Raw genomic sequence first — 19,106 nt, forward strand, 5'->3', positions numbered from 1 at the left:
CGACTGCTTCTATATCGGCGCATTGGGATCGCGGAAGACGCATGGCAAGCGCGCCGAGCGGCTGCGCGCGCAAGGCGCGTCCGAGGCCGACGTCGCGCGCATCCGTGCGCCGATCGGGCTTGCAATCGGCGCGGTGTCGCCGGCCGAGATCGCGGTCTCGATCATGGCGGAGATCACCGCCGCGCTGCGGCTGCCGCCTAAACAGCAAGAAGAAGCGGCATGAAATTCGGTCCGGCCAGCCCGGCGGAGGCGATCGGCGGGGTGACCGTGCATACCCTACGCCGAGGATCCCTGGTGCTCAAGAAGGGCACCACGATCGGTGCGGCCGAGGTTGAGGCGCTGACCAAAGCGGGCGTGAACGAGATCGTCGTCGTCCGCCTGGAGACGGGCGACGTGTCCGAGGACGAAGCCGCCGCCAGCATCGCGCGCGCCGTCGCCGGCGATGGCATCCATGTCGATCGCGCCTTCACCGGGCGCGCCAACCTGTTCGCAGCGCAGGCCGGCGTGCTGGTGATCGACCGCGCTGCGGTGGACCGCATCAATGGCGTCGACGAGGCCGTCACCTTCGCGACCTTGTCGGCCTTCAAGCCGGTGGTCGAAGGCGAGATGGTCGGCACTGTCAAGCTGATCCCGTTCGGGGTCGAGGGGCGGCTGCGGGACGCCGCGGTGACAGCGGCCGGCGCAGGCGCGCTGCGGATCGCGCCCTATGTCGTCAAGCGCGTCGGCGTGGTCTCGACCATCCTGCCGGGCCTCTCGCCGAAAGTCATCGACAAGACCTTGCGTGTGACGTCCGAGCGGCTGGCGCCGGCGGGTGCTGCCATCATCGCCGAACGCCGGGTGCCGCATGAGGAAGCAGCACTGGCTGACGCGATCCTGGAGCTGCTCGGGCTCGGCGCCGAGCTCGTCATCGTGTTCGGCGCGTCGGCCATCGCCGACCGCCGCGACGTGATTCCGGCGGCGATCACCGGCATCGGCGGGCAAATCGAACATTTCGGCATGCCGGTCGATCCCGGCAATCTCCTGCTGATCGGCAACGCGTCCGGCGTGCCGGTGCTCGGCGCCCCCGGCTGTGCGCGCTCGCCGGTCGAGAATGGGTTCGACTGGGTGCTGATGCGGCTGCTGGCGGGCATCAAGGTGACGCGCGCCGAGCTGATGGCCATGGGCGTCGGCGGGTTGCTGATGGAGATCGTCACGCGGCCGCAGCCCCGCGCCCAGCCCGAGCCTGACGGCGCGCGCAAGGTCGCGGCGATCGTGCTTGCCGCCGGCCGCTCGACGCGGATGGGCGGACCGAACAAGCTCTTGGCCGAGCTTGAGGGCAAGAAGTTGGTGCGGATCGTCACCGAGCAGGCGCTGGCCTCCAAGGCCTGCGAGGTGATCGTCGTCACCGGACATCAGGCCGATCTGGTCGAGCAGGCGCTTGCCGGCCTCCGCGTCCGGTTCGTGCGCAATCCCGATTTCGCCGGCGGGCTCGCCAGCTCCGTGAAGGCCGGCATCGCCGCCGTGCCGGAGAGCGCCGATGGTGCAGTGGTCTGCCTCGGCGACATGCCGATGGTTTCCTCCGATCTGCTTGACCGGCTGATCGGCACGTTCGAGCCCGATCGCGGCAACCTCATCGTGGTGCCGGTCGCAGAGGGCCGGCGCGGCAATCCCGTGCTGTGGTCACGCCGCTTCTTCCAGGAATTGATGACGCTCGAGGGCGACGTCGGGGCGCGCCACCTCGTCGCCAAGCACGCAGAAGCCGTCGCCGAAGTCCCGGTCGAGGGCGATGCCGCCTTCCTCGATATCGACACGCCGCAGGCGCTGGAGGCGGCACGCCGATCGTAGGGTGGGTAGAGCGAAGCGAAACCCACCGCCGTGCCCGCTCCTCGATCGTTGATGGGTTTCGCTTGCGCTCAACCCATCCTACGAGACCCTCATTTCAACCTCCCATTCACCAAGTTGAAACGTCCTCCCGGCTAGATTTACCGCATTGGGCCTCGGGGGAGGATCTCGGTGATTGTTTCGACCGCCGCGCGACGTTTCGCGCTGTTTGCGTTCGGCATGACCGTTCTGGTCGGAGCCGCGCGCTTCGCCACTGATCATGTCGTCAGCGAGGCCCATGCGGCCGGCGCCTTCGCCATCGGCAAATGCGCGGCCTATGGCCAGGCTTATGACTATCCGACCGAGCCGCTGGCCAAGGCGGCCGCGCTCAAGCAGTGCAAGGGCGACTGCACCGCCGTGACCATGAAGAAAGCGTGTGCGGCGTTCTCGGTCGATCTCACCAATCCCTGTGGGCCGCATGGCTATGCGGTCAGGCCGAAGATCTCGACCTCGCTCAACGAGGCCACGCGCGAATGCTACAAATTCGGCGGTAAGGAATGCGTGATCCGCGCTTGGGTCTGCGACGGCAAGGGGTGATTGCTGCGGTGCCCTTGACACCGATCAAGCTCGGAACACCCGGCTTTGGCTAGTTTGCGCCTCGAGATGAGAGGAGCAGACACATGTCGACCATGAAAGCCGCCGTCGTCAAAGCCTTCGGCAAACCGCTGGTGATCGAGGACGTACCGGTTCCGGTGCCTGGGCCGGGTGAACTGCTGGTCAAGCTGAAGGCCTGCGGTGTCTGTCACACCGATCTGCACGCAGCTTCCGGCGACTGGCCGGTGAAGCCGGTGCCGCCGTTCATTCCCGGTCATGAGGTCGCCGGTGTCGTTGCCGCGCTCGGACCCGGCGTCACCGACTTCAAGATCGGCGATGCGGTCGGCGTCGCCTGGCTGCACGATGCCTGCATGCGCTGCGAGTATTGCGAGACCGGTTGGGAGACCTTGTGCGAGCACCAGCACAACACCGGCTACAGCGTGAATGGGGGCTTTGCCGAATATGTCATCGCCTCCGCGGCGTTTACGGCGCGCCTGCCGGCCAATGTCAATTTCGCCGCCATCGCGCCGATCCTGTGCGCTGGCGTCACCACCTATAAGGGGCTGAAGGAGACCGACACGCGACCGGGCGAGTGGGTGGTCATCTCCGGTGTCGGTGGACTTGGTCACGTCGCGCTCCAGTATGCCAAGGCAATGGGGCTGAAGGCGATCGGGCTCGACATTGCCGAGGACAAGCTGAAGCTTGCGCTGGAGGCTGGCGCCGATCATGCCGTCAACGCGCTCGACAAGGACGCGGTGGGGCGCGTCCTCAAGCTCACCGGCGGTGGCGCACATGGGGTGCTGGTGACGGCCGTGTCGACGCCGGCCTTTGCCCAGGCGCTGCATATGGTCCGTCGCAAGGGCACCGTCAGCCTGGTCGGGCTGCCGCCCGGCGAATTCCCGACGCCGATCTTCGACGTCGTGCTCAAGCGCATCACGGTGCGTGGCTCGATCGTCGGCACGCGGCGCGACCTCGATGAGGCGATCGCATTCGCAGCCGATGGCAAGGTCAAGGCGGAAGTGACGACGGCGCCGCTGTCGGAGATCAACGCGATCTTCGACAAGATGAAGGCCGGCAAGATCGACGGCCGCATCGTGCTCGATTTCACCTGACGGGACTGATCGGCGGACGTTCAATAGAGGCTGCGGCGTCAAGTAAATGCGCCGCAGCCTTTTTGATGTGGATCAGCATCCCCGTTGTTTCCGGCTGTCACGATGCTGGCATGGCAGCGGTGACAAAGATCGTCTTTCTCGGCGCGAGCAGCGCATCCTTCGGCCTCAGCATGTTTCGGGACCTGTTCTCGACGCATGAGCTCACAGGCAGCACGCTGGTGCTGGTCGGGCGCGATGCCGAGCGACTGGCGCGCGCCAAGGCCGTCGCCGGACTGCTGAACGAGAGGAGCGGCGCTGGGCTGACAATCGAGGCGACCACCGATTGGCGCAGCGCGCTCGATGGCGCCGGCTTCATCGTCCATTCTACCGCGGTCGACCGCAACCGGTTGTGGCGGCACGACTTCGAGGTGCCGCGCAAATACGGCATCCGCCACACGCTGGGCGAGAATGGCGGGCCGGGCGCGCTGTTCTTCACCTTGCGCACCTTGCCCGTGGTGTTCGACTTCGTCCGCGAGATCGAGGCGCGCTGCCCGGAGGCGCTGTTCATCAACTTCTCCAATCCCGAGAGCCGGATCATCCTGGCGCTGGGGCAGCACAGCCGCATCAAGCATGTCGGTCTGTGCCACGGCATCTTCATCGCGCGCAGCCAGGTCGCGTCGATCCTCGGACTGCCGGACGACCGGGTCGACGTCTGGGGCGCCGGTCTCAATCACTTTCAATGCCTGATGCAGATCCGTGACCGCGACACCGGCGCCGACCTTTATCCGCTGCTGCGCGAGAAGGAGGCGAGCCACGATCCCGAGGTGGCGCCGCTGACGCGGGCGCTGTTTCACAGCTTCGGCCATTGGCTCGGCTGCGGCGACGGTCATGTCGGCGAATATTTCGCCTATGGCTGGGAAGCGGGGGAGGGCGGCTACAATTTCGACTGGGACGAGGGTGAGCGTGCCAAGCTGAATCGCCTGATCGACGACGTGCTGGCCGGCCGCATCGAGATTCCTGACTGGTGGCGAATGCCCTCGGGTGAGCGCGCCGTGGCCGTGATCTCCTCCGTGCTGCACGATCGCAAGCAACTGATCGAATCCGGCGTTATCTACAATCGGCATGCCATTCCCAATCTGCCGGCCGATGCTGCGGTGGAAGTGCCGGTCGTGGCCGATCGCGCGGGGATCCATCCGGTCTCGCTCGGACCGTTGCCCGAGCCGATCGCGAAGCTGATGACCATTCAGGTCCAGGTGCAGCAGCTTGCGGTGCAGGCGGCGATGCAGGCCTCGAAGGAGATCGCGCTCCAGGCACTGCTGATCGACCCGGTCGTGAACTCCGCAACCTCAGCGCGGCAATTGCTGGACGAACTATGGGAGATCAACCGCCCCTACATTCGGCCGTCGGTCTGAGCCGAACTGCATGCGCTCGTGCCGTGGCGGGAACCGCAATGTCGGCCTTGACAATGACTGACCAGTCAGTCATATTATGATCATGGCCAAGCTGACGCGAAAACTTGCACCAGAAGCTCCACGGCGGACGAGGGCGCGGGAAGGGCACGCTGCCAGCACGGCGGAGGTGCCCGCGAGCCGGGCCGAGCGAGCGGCGGAACGCCGCGCGGCCATCGTCGAGGCAGCGATGGAGGAGTTCATCGCGCGCGGCTTCACTGCGACGCGGCTCGACGACATCGCCAAACGGGCCGGCGTCGCCAAGGGCACGATCTATCTGCATTTCAAGGACAAGGAATCGATGTTCGAGGAATTGATCCGCACTGCGATCGTGCCGTTCGTGAACCGCCTCACCGCGCCGCCGCCACCCGCGGGATCGGTGCGCGACATGGTCGAGGGGCTGGGGCGGCTCTTCATCCACGAGGTCGCGACCACGCGCCGCGGCGACATCGTGCGACTGATCGTGGCGGAGGGACCGCGCTTCCCGGCGATTGCCGATTTCTACTATCGCGAGGTGGTGTCTCGCGGGCTCGCCGCGATGCGCGCTCTGATCGAACTCGGCATCAATAGGGGCGAGATCCGCCAGCCCCAGCTTGTGCAATTCCCGCAGATCATGGTCGCGCCGGTGCTGATTGCGGTGCTGTGGAAGAGCCTGTTCGAACGGCATTCGCCGCTCGATGCCGAGGCGATGTTGCGGACCCATCTCGATCTCATCTTTGGCGAACGGAGTGCAACATGACAGGCCTCTGGCACTGCCTCGCTATTCTGGTCACGGCCTTCACGCTGAACGGCTGCCACGACAAGCGTGACCCCGGCTATCAGGGCTGGGTCGAGGCCGACATGATCTTCGTCAGCCCTGACGAGGCGGGGCGGGTGACCAAGCTCAATGTCCGCGAAGGCGACGAGGTCAAGGTCGGCGATCTCCTCTACTCGGTCGATGACGATCTGCAGCAGGCCGACCTCAACCAGAACAAGGCGACGCTGGCCAATGCGCAGCAGACCTATGACCGCGCGGCCGCACTGAGCAAGACCGGCGCCGGCACCCAGGCCACGCTGGATTCGGCGGTCTCCGCGTTGCGCGTCGCCGAGGCCCATGTGGTCACGTCGCAGACGCGGCTGGCGCGCCGCCGGGGTTTCGCGCCGGTCGCCGGCACAGTGCAGCAGATCTATTTCCGCGAGGGCGAGATGGTGGCGGCGCAACGGCCGGTGCTCTCGATCATGCCGCCCGGCAACATGAAGCTGCGCTTCTATGTCTCCGAGACCGAGCTGCCGAAATTTGCGATCGGCGATGAGGTCCGCGTCACCTGCGACAATTGTGCGCCCGATCTGACAGCACGGATCTATTTCATCGCAACGTCGGCGGAATACACCCCGCCGGTGATCTACAGCCTCGATGAGCGCAACAAGCTCGTGTATCTGATCCAGGCACGGCCGTCGCGGCCCGATGCGCTGCGCGTCGGCCAGCCGGTCAGCATCTATCCCAATGCCAAGACGCCAGTGGCCGATCGACGATGACGCACGCGGCTGACGAGATCGCGATCGACGTCAAGGGCCTGACCAAGTCGTTCGGCGGCCGCGAGGTCGTGCACGATCTGTCGATGCAGGTGAAGCGCGGTTCGATCTACGGCTTCCTTGGTCCGAACGGCTCCGGCAAGACCACGACCATCCGCATGCTGTGCGGGCTGCTCACGCCCGACAGCGGCGAGGGCACCTGCCTCGGTTTCGACATCCGGCACGACGCCGACCTCATCAAGCGGAGGGTCGGCTATATGACGCAGCGCTTCAGCCTGTACCAGGACCTGTCGGTGCGGGAGAATCTCGAATTCGTGGCGCGGCTCTATGGCCTGCGCGATCCGCGTGGCGCGGCGCGCGACATGGTCAAGCGGCTTGGCCTGTCCGGCCGGGAGGGCCAGCTCGCCGGCGAACTGTCGGGCGGCTGGAAGCAGCGGTTGGCGCTCGGTGCCTGCACGCTGCCCAATCCGCAATTGTTGCTGTTGGACGAGCCAACGGCCGGCGTCGATCCGAAGGCGCGGCGCGATTTCTGGAACGAGATCCACGCGCTCGCGGCCGAGGGGCTGACCGTGCTGGTCTCAACCCACTACATGGACGAGGCCGAGCGCTGTCACGAGATCGCCTATATCGCCTATGGCCATCTGCTGGTGCATGGGACGGTGGAGCAGGTCGTCGCACAATCGGCGCTCACGACCTACACGGTCAGCGGCGATCATCTGCAGGAGGTTGCCAATGCGCTAACGGGCCAGCCCGGCATCGACATGGTGGCGCCGTTCGGCACCAGCCTCCATGTCTCCGGCCGAGACAAGGCGGCGCTGGAATCCTCGATTCTGCCTTGGCGCGACAAGCCCGGCCTGCATTGGCAGCACGCAGCGCCGTCGCTCGAGGATGTCTTCATCGATCTGATGAACCGCTCGAAGGATAATTTCCAATGAGCGCCGTCGACACACAGCACGAATATGCGGGCGAGCCCCGCTTCGGATTCCTGCACCGGACCTACGCGATGCTGGTCAAGGAGTTCATCCAGCTCCGCCGCGACCGGGTGTCGTTCGCCATGATCGTGATGATCCCGGTCATGCAGCTCCTGCTGTTCGGTTATGCCATCAACACCACCCCGCATCATCTGCCGGCTGCGGTGCTGCTGCAGGAAGATTCCGATCTTGGCCGTTCGATCCTGAAAGCCCTGGAAAACACTGCCTATTTTCGCTTCACCCGCGAAGTGCATGACGTCAGTGAATTCGACGATCTCCTGTTGTCGGGCAAGGTGCTGTTCGGCGTCGAAATCCCGCGCGGCTTCGAGCGCGCGGTTCGGCGCGGCGATCGTCCGGCGCTGCTGGTCGCCGCTGATGCCACCGATCCGGTTGCTGCATCGTCTGCGCTGTCGTCGCTGGGCACCATCGTGCAGACCGCGCTCGCGCACGACCTCTACACCGGTGACCCCGTATCCCTGCCGTTCGAGATCCGCGCCCATGCCCGCTACAATCCGGCGGCCGAGTCGCGGCTGAACATTGTGCCCGGGCTGGTCGGTACCATCCTGACCATGACCATGCTGATCTTCACCGCGCTGTCGGTGACGCGCGAGATCGAGCGCGGCACGATGGAAAGCCTGTTGTCGATGCCGATCAAGCCGGTCGAGGTGATGCTGGGCAAGATCCTGCCTTACGTGATGGTTGGCTTCCTTCAGGCGTCCATCATCATCGGCATCGGCGTGCTGCTGTTCGGCGTGCCTGTGTTCGGCAGTTTGTTCCTGCTGGCCTTGCTCTCGACGCTGTTCATCGGCGCCAATTTGGCGATCGGTTATACCTTCTCGACCCTGGCGCAGAACCAACTGCAGGCGATGCAGCTGTCGATGATGTTCTTCCTGCCCAGCATATTGCTGTCGGGCTTCATGTTTCCCTTCCTCGGCATGCCGCAATGGGCGCAATATATCGGCGAGGGTCTGCCGCTGACGCATTACCTGCGTATCGTCCGCGCGATCATGCTGAAGGGATCGACCTTGCAGAACCTGCAATATGACACCATCGCTCTGTTCGGGCTGATGCTGTTTGCGATGACGGTCGCTGTGCTGCGCTTCCGCCGCACCCTCGATTGAGGCAGAATAGCTCGGAGAGCTGGATGGATGCCGACCGTGGGATGGGGCAGGGACGAGGAAGAGGAGGCCGTCGCTTCGGCTGGATTCAACCAGGCGCTGACGCGTCAGGTCATGGGCACGGAGCTGCTTCGCGTCAAGGTGCTGATCGGCACAGCGGCGCTCTTCCTCGCGATAACCGTCTTCGTCGATATTTTCGAGCCGAAGATCATGCTGTGGATCTGGCACGGCGGCTCCAGAGCGCTCACCAGCTACGCAATTCTGATCCTTTTCATTCTGTTCGAGGGCTGGATCCACTCCGAGATCCTTAAGAACATCGGGCGTGGCCGCGATGTGCCGGTCGTGCGGCGCTACGTCAGCGCCGTGATCGAGACCTCCCTGCCGACGCTGGTGCTGCTGATGCAGATCGAGAGCATCGGTCTCGACAAGGCGCTCGCCTTCGGCATGCCGCTCGCATACTTCGTTTTCATCATCCTTTCGACGTTGAGGCTCGACTTCTGGCTGTCGAGCTTCACCGGATTCGTGGCGGGTGCAGAGCTGCTGGCCGTCGCGCTCTTTGACCGTCCGGTCCTCGATGTCAGTCGGAATCCCGAAATCTATTTCCATGCCGAGCGCAGCTTCATCATCCTGCTCTGCGGCATTCTGGCCGGCGCGGTCGGCGTCCAGCTGCGACGCCAATTCGTGGCCAGCATTCATGCCGCAACCGCGCGCGATCGCGTCACGGATCTGTTCGGCCAGCACGTCTCGCCCCAGGTGGTCGAGCGCCTGATGAAGGAGGGGCCGACGGAAGCAAGAGACATCCGACAGGTCGCCGTGATGTTCGTCGACTTCCGCAGTTTCACCGCGGCCTCGCGGTCGCGTACGCCGCAGGAGGTGGTCGACCGGCTCGATGGCGCGTTCGCGGTGCTGGTCGATATCCTCGAGCGGCACGGCGGCATCGTCAATAAATTCCTCGGCGATGGCTTCCTGGCCCTGTTCGGCGCGCCGTTCGAGACGCCGGACGCGGCACAGCACGCCGTGACCGCGGCGCGCGAGATGGTGGCCGCGATGGAGCAGGTCAATGCCGGATCGGACTGGCCGCTACGGATCGGTATCGGCATTCATCTCGGCGAGGTCGTGGCCGGCAGCATCGGCTCCCCGCGGCGCAAGGAATACACCGTGATCGGCGACACCGTGAATTTCGCCTCGCGGCTGGAGGCGCTGAACAAGGAATTCAACTCTCAGCTTCTGATCTCGTCCGACGTGCGCGCCGCGATCGGGGAGGAAGGCAACGACGCCGTGCCGCATGGTCAGGTCGCAGTCCGCGGCTATGACCGAAGCGTCGACGTCTGGCAACTGAGCTAGCCAGGCTCACGTTTGCGGCGCGACCAGGTTTTCGACCTTGACGTGATCGCGGTCCTCGATGATCTCGGCGATCCACTGCCGGTGGCAGTGGCTGTGGTCGCGCTCGTAGCAGAGCAGGCAGATCGGGCCGGCCGTCTTCACCAGCGCGGATAGCTCGTCGAGCTGCTCTTTTGCCTGCGGCGTCTTCAGATGGGCGTTGTAGATCTTGTGGAGCGTGCTGTAGTGCCCGCTGCGTGCGGCCTCGCGGCCCTCCTTCGGCGTGCCCAGCCCGCGCAGGTGCACATAACCGATGCCGCGTTCGTCGAGACCTGCCGCGAGCTGGGTCTTGGAAAAGCCCGGGCGACGCGATGCTGCGATCGCGCGCACATCGACCAGAAGCTTCACGCCTGCGGATTGCAGCTCGTCGAGCACGGCCTTGGCGGGCGTCTGCTCATATCCGATCGTGAACAACGTCTTGGCTTTGGCCATCTCACTCTGCCTCAGCTTACCCGGGTGATCAGCTCCATGGCGCCGGCGGGTGCGCGCACCTTGCCCTCGTGAATGACGTAGGCGAAAACGTCGCGCGGGCTCTTCTTGGCTGGCTTGTCGTCAACGCGCGGCAGATCGTCGGGTTCGCCACCCTCGGCCCAGGTCTTGAGCCGCTTGGCCCAGGCGTCGAGCTGCTTCGGCGGATAGCAGGTCGCAATCTCGTCATCGCCCTTCTGCAGCCGTGCATAAACGAAATCGCCGGCGACATCAGCGATGGCCGGATATTTGCCGTGCTCGGCAAACACGACCGGGGTCTCGAACTCCCGCAGCAGAGCGACGAAGCCGGGCACGCAGAAGCTGTCATGCCTGACCTCGACGACGTGGCGCAGCTTGCGGCCGCCGATCTCGCGCGGCAGCAACTCCAGGAATTTGCCGAAATCGGCCTCGTCGAACTTCTTGGTCGGCGCAAACTGCCAGAGCACCGGGCCTAAGCGGTCGCCGAGCTCGAGCACGCCGGTGTCGTAGAAGCGTTTGACCGAGTCGCCGGCCTCGGCGAGCACGCGGCGGTTGGTCGCAAAGCGCGGACCCTTGAGCGAGAACACGAAGCCGTCCGGCACCTCGCGCGCCCATTTGCGAAAACTCTCCGGCTTCTGCGAGCCGTAATAGGTGCCGTTGATCTCGATCGACGTCAGCTTGGAGGCTGCGTATTCCAGTTCCTTGGATTGCGGCAGCTTCTCCGGGTAGAATACGCCGCGCCAGGGCGCAAACGTCCAGCCGCCGATTCCAATATAGATGTGGCTTTTTTGCTTTGCGGCGCGCGCGGGGGCTTTGCTCACGGAAGAGGTTCCGTTGTTCGGAGGGAAGAGGCGGGGATTGAGTGGAGAGAGTAGTCAAACCCTGCGATCTTGACCAGTTGGGCGGTATCGCCGTGACACTCTTTCAAGCCGCCGAGGTTCCGTGATATCCAGGCCGCGGGGGCGACGGGGACACATTCGGATGACATCGGAATCCATTGGCGGCGTTCTTGGCTTCATTGTCGCGGCGATCGTGCTGACGGCGGCGTTCTACTATGTTCCGGTAGGGCCGTTTGCCCGACCTGCTCCGGCCAGGGTCGAGGTGCCGGCCCAGCCGGTTCAGACCGTGCCCATCACGCCGACACCGCGTGGGCCAGTGGTGCGGGAGGTTCCGAACTAGCCGAAATCGCCCCTTGCGGATCGCACTGGGCCTCTTATCTAGCTTCTAACGGCGACGTTGAGCCTTGACGGGCTCCGTTGCTGGGACGACCACGGCAGAGCGGCTGCGCCGGATGTACGCGCTCCCTTTGTTTGTGGTCGTTGGCATTCTGGGCGGTATCTCGCACCGTCACACTTGCGGCTTTTTGCGCATCCGGGACGGCCCCGAGCTTGGCATGGCAGGGTGCGGCGGATATACGCATCCCCGCCATGAACGAAGCCATCAGACCGGCCGGGGCCGTGCCGCTGCAATCCGCTGCCATTCCGATCGTGACGGTCGTTGTTCCGACCTTCAACGAGCGCGATAACGTCGTGACGCTGTACAAGCGGTTGGAGGCGGCGTTCAAGGACCTGCCGTGGGAGGTCGTTTTCGTCGACGACAATTCGCCGGATGACACCTGGCAGGTGGTGCGGGAGCTGTCGCGGACCGACAGCCGCGTCCGCTGCATCCGCCGTATCGGTCGCCGCGGGCTCTCCGGCGCCTGCATCGAGGGCATTCTCGCCGCTAGCGCGCCCTATGCCGCCGTGATCGATGCCGATTTGCAACATGACGAGACGCAGCTGCCGAAGATGCTGGCGCTGCTCCAGAGCGGCGCCGCCGAGCTCGTGGTCGGCAGCCGCTATATCGAGGGCGGCAGCGCGGCGAGCTTCGACAAGCAGCGGGCAGGGGCTTCCGCTTTCGCCACCGAAATCGCCCGCCGCCTGCTCCGGGTCGAGATCGCCGACCCCATGAGCGGATTCTTCATGATCCGCCGCGACCGTTTCGAACAGATTGCGCCGAAACTCTCGACTCAGGGCTTCAAGATCCTGCTCGACATCGTCGCCAGCGCCGAGGGCGGCCTGCGCACGGTGGAAATTCCCTATACGTTCGGTTCGCGCCTGCATGGTGAAAGCAAGCTCGATTCGATGGTCGCGCTCGACTTCCTCGGCCTCGTGCTGGCCAAGATGACCAACGATGCCGTGTCGCTGCGCTTTCTCTTGTTCGCCATGGTCGGCGGCACGGGCCTGTTCGTGCATCTCGGCACGCTGTTTCTCGGCCTTCAGCTGTTCGACCTGCCGTTTACCGAGGCGCAGGCGATCGGCGCGTTCGCCGCGATGACCTCGAACTTCATCCTCAACAACTTTCTGACCTATCGCGACCAGCGGCTGAAGGGCTTTGCCGTCCTGCGCGGTCTCGTCGCGTTCTATGTCGTCTGCTCGGTCGGTCTGCTTGCCAATGTCGGCGTGGCCTTTTCGGTCTATGACCAGGAGCCGATCTGGTGGCTGGCGGGGGCTGCCGGCGCGCTGATGGGCGTGGTCTGGAATTACGCGATCTCCGGGCTGTTCGTCTGGCGCAAGCGATGATTTCTGCCGCCGCGGCCGAGGACGCGCGGCTGGTCCGCAACGTCTGGCTGACCATTGTCGCGCTGACCGTGCTGCGGCTGGTTGCGGCCGCGGTGACGCCGATCACCTTCGACGAAGCCTATTACTGGATGTGGTCGAAGCATCTGGCCTTCGGCTACTACGACCATCCGCCCCTGGTCGCGCTCGTCATTCGGCTCGGCACCCTGGTCGCGGGCGATACCGAGCTCGGTGTACGCCTGGTCTCGATCCTGCTCGCGCTGCCGATGAGCTATGCGGTCTATCGCACGGCCGAGATCCTGTTCGGCGGCGTGCGGGTGGCCGCGACCGCCGCGCTGCTGCTCAACGTCACCCTGATGGCCGCGGTCGGCACCATGATCGTGACGCCGGATGCGCCGCTGCTGGTGGCATCGAGCTTCGTCCTGTTCTGCTGCGCCAAGGTGCTGGAGACGGAGCGGGGTGCATGGTGGCTCGGCGTCGGCACAGCCGCCGGACTTGCGCTCACCGCAAAATACACCGCGATGTTCTTCGGCGCGGCGATCCTGATCTGGCTCGTCGCCGTGCCGAAGCTCCGGCACTGGCTGCGCTCGCCCTGGCTCTATCTCGGCGGGCTGGTCGCGCTTGCGATCTTCAGCCCTGTGATTGTCTGGAACGCCGAGCATCAATGGGTGTCTTTCATCAAGCAACTCGGGCGCGCCCGCATCGAGGATTTCCGTCCCGCCTATATCGCCGAGCTGATCCCGACCCAGTTTGCGTTCGCGACACCGCTCGTCTTCATCCTCGGCGTTATGGGTGTCTACGCATTGCTGACGCGCAAGGCGGGCGAGGCCGCGGGGCGCGTGCTCGTCAGCGTGATGGTCTGGGTCATCGTCGCCTATTTCATCTGGCACTCGCTGCATGCCCGGGTCGAGGCCAACTGGTTCGCGCCGATCTATCCGGCCTTCGTCGTGGCTGCCGCATTCGCAGCGCATCTTGCGCCATGGAAGCCGCGCGAGCAGCGGACCGTGTGCTTCTGCCTGCGCTTCGCGGCGCCGGTCGGCATCGTGATGTTCGTAGCCCTGATCGTGCAGGCCAACACCGGCTGGCTGTCGGGCTACGTCCGGGACTCCACGGTCCGTAGCGTCGGCGTCGGCTGGCGCCCGCTGGCCGACCAGATCGAGGCAGTGCGCGCCCGCGTCGGCGCGACTTGCGTGCTGGCGATGGACTACGGCACCACCGCCTGGCTCTCCTTCTATCTGCCGCCCGGCACCTGCGTGCTGCAGCCGATCCAGCGCATCCGCTGGGTCAATTTCCCCGAACCCGATCCGGAACAGCTCAAAGGCACGCTGCTGTTCGTCGACGAGGCGCAGATCGGGATCCGCTTCTATCCGAGCACCACCTTCGCCGAGATCGACAAGGTTGCGGAGGCGCCGCGCATGCGCGGACCGCTGGTGATCGAGACCTATGCGCTCTATGCGGTGAGCCATCCGAAGCGCGATGTCATCGACCACTCGCCGCCGCCGGAATTGGAGCGCTGAGGCGAGCGGGCCTCAGGCCGCCATCAGCTGCGGGGCGATGTCGACCAGCGTCTTGTCGCGCCCGTGGATTGCGATCATGTTGATGCCGGCCTCGATGATCTTGTAGCCGCGGCCGTCGAGCCATTGCCGCAGCTGATCCGCATCGGTCTTGATCTTCTCGATCAGCATGATCGGCATGCAGCGTTCGATCGTGGCCTTGCCGCCTTCGAGCGCCTCCATCTCCATGCCCTCGACATCGATCTTGATGAGGTCGCAGCGCGGCAGGTTGAAATCGTCCAGCGGGAGCTTCCGCACCTCGACCGTGTCGTTGGCGTAATCGACGGCCTGGCCGATGAACTCGGTATTGGGCCGCTGGCGCAGTTCGAGGCTGCCGAAGCTCGACGGTGTCAGATAGTTCGGGTTCGGGATCTTGAGCACCCCAGCTTCCGAAGATACCGCGGCATGGATCGCGATCGCGTTGAAGCAGTTGTTGATCGCGATATTGCCGGCGAGCGCGTAGTAGATCCGCTCCTGCGCCTCGATCGAGAGCACCGATCCCCAGCCGGTCATCGCATTCGCCCATTCGATCGTATGGACGCCGATATTGGCGCCGCAGTCGATGGCGACCGCGCCGTCGCCATAGTGCTTGCGGCGCAGGCTCAGGATGCGAACGGCGAGCTGTACTTCCCCGGGGTCGAAGGTGGCTGTCTCCAACAATTGGAAGCCGACGCCGTAGCCGCGCGTGGCGTCCACCATGCGATAGTCGAGCCGGTTGACGATCATCGTGCCGTGGTTGGTCGAGGCCAGCACGAAGGCAAGCTTGCGTCCGACGGTCTGCATCTACGAGTCCTTTTGGGTGCCGTGTCGGTAGGAGCGGACGCCATACGAATCGCCAGCGACATCTTACTGGGATTGGTTTCCTGTGCCATGCCGCTTCCGGCCGCCCGTCGGTGCGGACATTCCGGCAGGCTCCGGATTGAGGCGATTCGCGGCGCTCGTCGCAATTGCGCCCTGTTTCCGCCCAGGTTGCCGGCGACACAGGCCGAAATGGTTAACCCGCCTTCAATCTGCCAAAACTTAATCCGCATTTAACTAAAAGTCGCCTTAATGACGCTCCGTGCCTCTGCGAGATGCACAGCGGTTGGGCGATCCGCGACGCATCGAAAAGAGAGTTTCGAGTTTCCGTAGTCTCCGTTCCGAGCGTCAGTAAATGAGTAAGAGTCGAGCTGCGTTGGCTGCACGAAACCGCAGGAAATCTTCCCTGAAAGCGTTTTCTCACAAACTGTTCGGCGGCGCTGCAATCGCGTGTCTGGTGGCGGGTTGCGGCGTTCTGGTCTACGCCAAGATCATCGCCGCAAGCGCCTACCCGACGCTTGGGACCGACGGTTATGACGAGCCGGTGGTCAAATTCTCGTCGCCCATCGGTACGCGCAATGCATCGGATGCCGTCAACGACGCCTTCGCGGCGCTCCCCGACACGGCGCCCGTGATGGCCAAGGTCGCCAGCGTGCCCGCGATCACGTCGCAGATGTTCAACGATCGCTTTGCCGCTGCCGTGCCCCAGGGCGTCGCGTCCAACGCCGCCAACGGAGCGCCGCCGCCGTTGCCCCGGCTTGCGGAAGCCGCCGATTCCGACGAGAAGCCCGCCGGTCCGCCAAGGATGGCAGAGAAGGTCGCCGAGGCTCAAAAGGCCGAGGCTCCGAAGAAGGACGCGCGGCCGCCGATGCGGCTGGCGCTCGCCAATCCGAAGCAAGCGGCGCAGCCGGCGCCGTCGGCTGACGGCAGCGAACCGAAGGCCGGCATGAGCACGTTCCGCGCGATGACCGAGCGCGCCAAAGCGGCCGTGCTGTCGATCACCGGCGAGCGCCATTCGATCCAGGAAAAGCTCTGGGGCGGCAAGCCCGACCAGAACGGCGGGCTGCTGGCCTATGCCTCGGCGGATGCCAACATCACCGCGAGCATCGGCCAGGATCCGACTCACGGCGGCCAGCCGCCGTATGATCGCTCGACGGCGGTCTACGACATCTCGGCCAAGATGGTCTATCTGCCCGACGGCACCAAGCTCGAGGCGCATTCCGGCCTCGGCGACAACCTCGACAATCCGCGCTCGGAGAACGTCAGGATGCGCGGCGTCACCCCGCCGCATATCTATGAGTTGAAGCCGCGCGAGGCGCTGTTCCACGGCGTGCCGGCGCTGCGTCTCAATCCGATCGGCGGCAGCGAGTCGATCCACGGCCGCGACGGCCTGCTCGCGCACACCTTCATGCTCGGGCCGAACGGCGATTCCAACGGCTGCGTCTCGTTCCGCGACTACTACGCCTTCCTCGATGCCTACAAGAACAAGGGTATCCGCAAGCTCGCGGTCCTCGCCCGCATCAACTGAGGCGGATGAGGGCGGGCGACCATTGCGCCGCTTGCCCTGCATTGTATGTCCACCCTGCGTCTTCCTGGTCATTCCGGGGCGTCCACAGGGCGCGCCCGGAATCCATAACCACAGGCCGGCATGTAGGGCACGCTCTCAGACCAAGCCTGCTTCAACAAACATCTGTCGGGGAGTATGGATTCCGGGCTCGCGCGTACAGCGTAAAATGGCTTCACCATTTTATCGCGACCGCGCGCCCCGGAATGACGCCGGAAAGAATCTTCGTACACTCCTATCCACGCTTCAAACAGCAGCGGGCATACGTCCGCCATCTCGCGGCACCTTGTGTCCGAGTCTTGCTATAGCTGTGACCCTCTAGCTCAGAAGAGGGTGCAGGGAAGGCCGGGTGTTAGCCCACACCCATGGCCCGCCTGCAGAAGAAAATGCAGGCGGCAGTCACCACAGGTACGAGCCGCCACCGGCCTTCCCTGCGCAATGGTTTTTACGGCTGCTTCGCGCTCTCCCCAGGGACCGGCGTTCTTGCCCCTGTCATCGGCGCGATGCCCTCGCGTCGCAAAGCGATGTCGAGAAGCATCGTCGCCAACTTGATGTCAGCACCGGGACATCAGGACCACACGACTTGACCGTGCGCATCGGGATTGTTCGTCCGCATGAAATCACGCTGCAACCCGACGCGCCCACCGCATCCCGCACCCGACGTTCGTGACGACGCGTACGTCCCTCTGGTGAGGCGGGACGCGACTAGCATAACATAATTTCTGGAAAAGCGAAATCGATTTTTCGCGTGCCTCCCGACCAGAGCGATGGGGCTGAAAGCGCTCACGAAATCAGGCTTTCCACGCATCCTGTTCCAGTGGCGTGTGCGCTTGGCCTGTTGCCGCGCCGGTTGATGAAGCGGCAATTGATGCGGAGTAGGGCGGCACGCCGCGACCGCGTGCAGGCGACTCTTACGGGTATCCGCCGTTGACGAGCCCTTAATCGCTGGGCAATACCTGTTACCGTGGTTTTGAGTCGTTTTTCGGAGCCTACCGGTGAAAAGAGACCTCTCGATGATCGGTTTGGGCCTGTATACTCCGGTGGAGGCGGCGGCCCTCACCCATGTCGAGCCCCCGAAAATCCGTCGCTGGCTGTGTGGTCATGTCATTGGCGACAAGACCTATCCTGCACTGTGGAAAAGCCAACTCGAAAAGTTCGACATGGAGCAGCTCCATCTGAGCTTTCTCGATCTGGTGCAGTTGCGGGTCGCAAAGGCTTTCATCGAAGCGGGCCTGTCGCCGCAGAAGGTGCGGCGGGCGATTGAGTTCGGGTCCGAGATCGTGGCTTCGGATTATCCGTTCGCCAGCGCACGCTTCCGTACCGACGGCAAAACCGTTGTGCTGCATGTGCTCAAGACCGACGGCGACGAGGAGTTGATCGATCTGTTCAGCCAGGGCCAATACCTGATGCAGAAGGTGATCGAGCCAAGTTTGAAAAATCTGGAGTTTGACGAGGCCGAGACCGCCGCGCGGTGGTGGCCGCTCGGGCGGGGCAAGGGCGTAGTGATCGATCCACAGCGCCAATTCGGCCAACCCATCGATGATGCGACCGGCGTCCCGACCAGTGTGCTGGCTGAAGCCGCCAAGGCCGAGGGCTCTCCTGCACTCGCCGCCAAGCGGTTTATGGTGCCCCTTGCGTCCGTTCATCGCGCTGTTGCTTTCGAGCAGCAGCTCGCTGCGGCGTGAAGGTCTTTTTCGATAACTGCACAACACCCGTGTTCGCGGGATGCCTTGACGCTCTCGTCCGACCTGACGGCGACGAAGCGCACCACGTCCGATTCATGCACGAGTACGGTTTCACCCACGACACCAAGGACGTCGATTGGATCAAGCGACTTGGCGCGGACAATGACGTGTGGATTGTCGTCACCGGGGACCATCGGATCCGTAAGAACCTCGCCGAGCGCACGGCCTGGATCAAGGCGGGACTAAAGGGGTTTGTGCTCGCCAAGGCCTACCAGAAGACTCCGATCAACCAATGTGCCTCGATGCTGTTATGGCGTTGGCCCGAAATGCGGACCTTCATCTCGTCCGCTGCGGTCGGCTCGATGTTCGAACTGCCGATCAACAAGCGCAGTGGCTTCGAGGCGCTGGCGGTGAGGTGAGGCCGATCATCGCGGGCAGCGTGTCAGCTCCGCGTGAACCCGGACCAGAGTGTTAGGACACGATACGCAGGGCTTTTGCACACCTGCTTCCAGTTGGTGCAGGCCGGCCTCCTATTGCCGTGCCGGTCAACCAATGGGCAGCTGGTGTGGCGAGTTGCAGTTGCCACA

General features: G+C 64.3%; 19 protein-coding genes. 16 read left to right on the forward strand and 3 right to left on the reverse strand.

The annotated features are described in order from the left end of the window. The 10 genes from BRAS3843_RS14865 to BRAS3843_RS14910 form a co-directional block, all read left to right on the forward strand. On the forward strand, nucleotides 1-223 hold a 223-nt coding region (locus BRAS3843_RS14865; protein ID WP_035981759.1), incomplete at its 5' end, for an XdhC family protein. Continuing rightward, a complete protein-coding gene (locus BRAS3843_RS14870; RefSeq protein ID WP_008969759.1) occupies nucleotides 220-1,824 on the forward strand; it encodes a molybdopterin-binding/glycosyltransferase family 2 protein in 1,605 nt (534 codons plus the stop codon). The genes BRAS3843_RS14865 and BRAS3843_RS14870, both read left to right, overlap by 4 nt. A 216-nt stretch (nucleotides 1,825-2,040) precedes the next feature. After that, nucleotides 2,041-2,397, forward strand: coding sequence for a DUF4189 domain-containing protein (locus BRAS3843_RS14875; protein ID WP_050886436.1), 357 nt, complete (start codon nucleotides 2,041-2,043; stop codon nucleotides 2,395-2,397). Nucleotides 2,398-2,480: 83 nt separating this feature from the next. Next, nucleotides 2,481-3,506: an alcohol dehydrogenase AdhP gene (gene adhP / locus BRAS3843_RS14880; RefSeq protein ID WP_008969761.1), complete on the forward strand. Its 1,026-nt coding sequence runs from the start codon at nucleotides 2,481-2,483 to the stop codon at nucleotides 3,504-3,506. A 110-nt stretch (nucleotides 3,507-3,616) separates the two neighbouring features. Further along, nucleotides 3,617-4,897: an alpha-galactosidase gene (locus BRAS3843_RS14885; protein WP_008969762.1), complete on the forward strand. Its 1,281-nt coding sequence runs from the start codon at nucleotides 3,617-3,619 to the stop codon at nucleotides 4,895-4,897. A gap of 166 nt (nucleotides 4,898-5,063) precedes the next feature. Then, the gene (locus BRAS3843_RS14890) at nucleotides 5,064-5,672 is read left to right on the forward strand and encodes a TetR/AcrR family transcriptional regulator (protein ID WP_244425333.1); all 609 of its coding nucleotides are present in this window, start codon (nucleotides 5,064-5,066) and stop codon (nucleotides 5,670-5,672) included. After that, entirely contained in the window at nucleotides 5,669-6,448 is a 780-nt protein-coding gene (locus BRAS3843_RS14895; RefSeq protein WP_008969764.1) for an efflux RND transporter periplasmic adaptor subunit, read from the forward strand. Before BRAS3843_RS14890 ends, BRAS3843_RS14895 begins: the two co-directional genes overlap by 4 nt. Next, nucleotides 6,445-7,380, forward strand: a complete 936-nt coding sequence (locus BRAS3843_RS14900; protein ID WP_008969765.1) for an ABC transporter ATP-binding protein — start codon at nucleotides 6,445-6,447, stop codon at nucleotides 7,378-7,380. The genes BRAS3843_RS14895 and BRAS3843_RS14900 overlap by 4 nt, the downstream gene beginning before the upstream one ends. Beyond that, nucleotides 7,377-8,537: an ABC transporter permease gene (locus tag BRAS3843_RS14905; protein ID WP_008969766.1), complete on the forward strand. Its 1,161-nt coding sequence runs from the start codon at nucleotides 7,377-7,379 to the stop codon at nucleotides 8,535-8,537. The genes BRAS3843_RS14900 and BRAS3843_RS14905 overlap by 4 nt, the downstream gene beginning before the upstream one ends. A gap of 27 nt (nucleotides 8,538-8,564) precedes the next feature. Further along, nucleotides 8,565-9,878: an adenylate/guanylate cyclase domain-containing protein gene (locus BRAS3843_RS14910; protein WP_008969767.1), complete on the forward strand. Its 1,314-nt coding sequence runs from the start codon at nucleotides 8,565-8,567 to the stop codon at nucleotides 9,876-9,878. Between the two features lie 6 nt (nucleotides 9,879-9,884). On the opposite strand, the gene BRAS3843_RS14915 is transcribed toward BRAS3843_RS14910, so the two are convergent. Together BRAS3843_RS14915 and BRAS3843_RS14920 are read right to left on the reverse strand one after the other, a co-directional pair. Further along, on the reverse strand, nucleotides 9,885-10,346 hold the full coding sequence (locus BRAS3843_RS14915) for a DUF488 domain-containing protein (protein ID WP_008969768.1): 462 nt from the start codon (nucleotides 10,344-10,346) through the stop codon (nucleotides 9,885-9,887). Nucleotides 10,347-10,357: 11 nt separating this feature from the next. Next, complete coding sequence (locus BRAS3843_RS14920) at nucleotides 10,358-11,182, reverse strand: DUF72 domain-containing protein (protein WP_008969769.1); 825 nt, start codon at nucleotides 11,180-11,182, stop codon at nucleotides 10,358-10,360. A gap of 160 nt (nucleotides 11,183-11,342) precedes the next feature. Here BRAS3843_RS14920 and BRAS3843_RS14925 point away from each other — a divergent pair, with 160 nt between their 5' ends. The 3 genes from BRAS3843_RS14925 to BRAS3843_RS14935 all read left to right on the forward strand — a co-directional run bounded on the left by BRAS3843_RS14925 (nucleotide 11,343) and on the right by BRAS3843_RS14935 (nucleotide 14,436). Next, on the forward strand, nucleotides 11,343-11,540 hold the full coding sequence (locus BRAS3843_RS14925; RefSeq protein WP_008969771.1) for a hypothetical protein: 198 nt from the start codon (nucleotides 11,343-11,345) through the stop codon (nucleotides 11,538-11,540). Between the two features lie 248 nt (nucleotides 11,541-11,788). Continuing rightward, nucleotides 11,789-12,922, forward strand: a complete 1,134-nt coding sequence (locus tag BRAS3843_RS14930; RefSeq protein WP_008969772.1) for a glycosyltransferase family 2 protein — start codon at nucleotides 11,789-11,791, stop codon at nucleotides 12,920-12,922. Then, nucleotides 12,919-14,436: a glycosyltransferase family 39 protein gene (locus BRAS3843_RS14935; RefSeq protein ID WP_008969773.1), complete on the forward strand. Its 1,518-nt coding sequence runs from the start codon at nucleotides 12,919-12,921 to the stop codon at nucleotides 14,434-14,436. Before BRAS3843_RS14930 ends, BRAS3843_RS14935 begins: the two co-directional genes overlap by 4 nt. Before the next feature lie 12 nt (nucleotides 14,437-14,448). Here BRAS3843_RS14935 and BRAS3843_RS14940 read toward each other — a convergent pair whose 3' ends face one another. Then, nucleotides 14,449-15,255, reverse strand: a complete 807-nt coding sequence (locus BRAS3843_RS14940; protein ID WP_008969774.1) for an FkbM family methyltransferase — start codon at nucleotides 15,253-15,255, stop codon at nucleotides 14,449-14,451. 370 nt (nucleotides 15,256-15,625) lie between these two features. Between BRAS3843_RS14940 and BRAS3843_RS14945 the strand changes: the two genes are divergently transcribed. From BRAS3843_RS14945 to BRAS3843_RS14955, 3 genes are all read left to right on the forward strand, one after another. Further along, nucleotides 15,626-16,798 (forward strand): tlde1 domain-containing protein, encoded by a 1,173-nt coding sequence (locus BRAS3843_RS14945; RefSeq protein WP_083841369.1) that lies wholly within the window; start codon nucleotides 15,626-15,628, stop codon nucleotides 16,796-16,798. A 1,031-nt stretch (nucleotides 16,799-17,829) separates the two neighbouring features. Continuing rightward, nucleotides 17,830-18,519 carry a hypothetical protein gene (locus tag BRAS3843_RS14950; protein ID WP_139024866.1) on the forward strand — a complete coding sequence of 230 codons (690 nt, stop codon included), beginning with the start codon at nucleotides 17,830-17,832 and terminating at the stop codon, nucleotides 18,517-18,519. Continuing rightward, nucleotides 18,516-18,938 (forward strand): hypothetical protein, encoded by a 423-nt coding sequence (locus BRAS3843_RS14955; protein ID WP_008969777.1) that lies wholly within the window; start codon nucleotides 18,516-18,518, stop codon nucleotides 18,936-18,938. The genes BRAS3843_RS14950 and BRAS3843_RS14955 overlap by 4 nt, the downstream gene beginning before the upstream one ends. Nucleotides 18,939-19,106 lie beyond the last annotated feature (168 nt).

The organism is Bradyrhizobium sp. STM 3843 (assembly GCF_000239815.1).
Classification (GTDB): Bacteria; Pseudomonadota; Alphaproteobacteria; order Rhizobiales; family Xanthobacteraceae; genus Bradyrhizobium.

What these genes read in the sequence shown, in the direction of transcription:
- BRAS3843_RS14935 (WP_008969773.1), top strand. Translation starts at nt 12,919, where the DNA reads ATGATTTCTGCCGCCGCGGCCGAGGACGCGCGGCTGGTCCGCAACGTC.
- BRAS3843_RS14900 (WP_008969765.1), top strand. Translation starts at nt 6,445, where the DNA reads ATGACGCACGCGGCTGACGAGATCGCGATCGACGTCAAGGGCCTGACC.
- BRAS3843_RS14895 (WP_008969764.1), top strand. Translation starts at nt 5,669, where the DNA reads ATGACAGGCCTCTGGCACTGCCTCGCTATTCTGGTCACGGCCTTCACG.
- BRAS3843_RS14885 (WP_008969762.1), top strand. Translation starts at nt 3,617, where the DNA reads ATGGCAGCGGTGACAAAGATCGTCTTTCTCGGCGCGAGCAGCGCATCC.
- BRAS3843_RS14925 (WP_008969771.1), top strand. Translation starts at nt 11,343, where the DNA reads ATGACATCGGAATCCATTGGCGGCGTTCTTGGCTTCATTGTCGCGGCG.
- BRAS3843_RS14870 (WP_008969759.1), top strand. Translation starts at nt 220, where the DNA reads ATGAAATTCGGTCCGGCCAGCCCGGCGGAGGCGATCGGCGGGGTGACC.
- BRAS3843_RS14930 (WP_008969772.1), top strand. Translation starts at nt 11,789, where the DNA reads ATGAACGAAGCCATCAGACCGGCCGGGGCCGTGCCGCTGCAATCCGCT.
- BRAS3843_RS14910 (WP_008969767.1), top strand. Translation starts at nt 8,565, where the DNA reads ATGCCGACCGTGGGATGGGGCAGGGACGAGGAAGAGGAGGCCGTCGCT.
- BRAS3843_RS14940 (WP_008969774.1), bottom strand. Translation starts at nt 15,255, where the DNA reads ATGCAGACCGTCGGACGCAAGCTTGCCTTCGTGCTGGCCTCGACCAAC.
- BRAS3843_RS14915 (WP_008969768.1), bottom strand. Translation starts at nt 10,346, where the DNA reads ATGGCCAAAGCCAAGACGTTGTTCACGATCGGATATGAGCAGACGCCC.
- BRAS3843_RS14945 (WP_083841369.1), top strand. Translation starts at nt 15,626, where the DNA reads ATGAGTAAGAGTCGAGCTGCGTTGGCTGCACGAAACCGCAGGAAATCT.
- BRAS3843_RS14905 (WP_008969766.1), top strand. Translation starts at nt 7,377, where the DNA reads ATGAGCGCCGTCGACACACAGCACGAATATGCGGGCGAGCCCCGCTTC.
- BRAS3843_RS14875 (WP_050886436.1), top strand. Translation starts at nt 2,041, where the DNA reads ATGACCGTTCTGGTCGGAGCCGCGCGCTTCGCCACTGATCATGTCGTC.
- adhP (WP_008969761.1), top strand. Translation starts at nt 2,481, where the DNA reads ATGTCGACCATGAAAGCCGCCGTCGTCAAAGCCTTCGGCAAACCGCTG.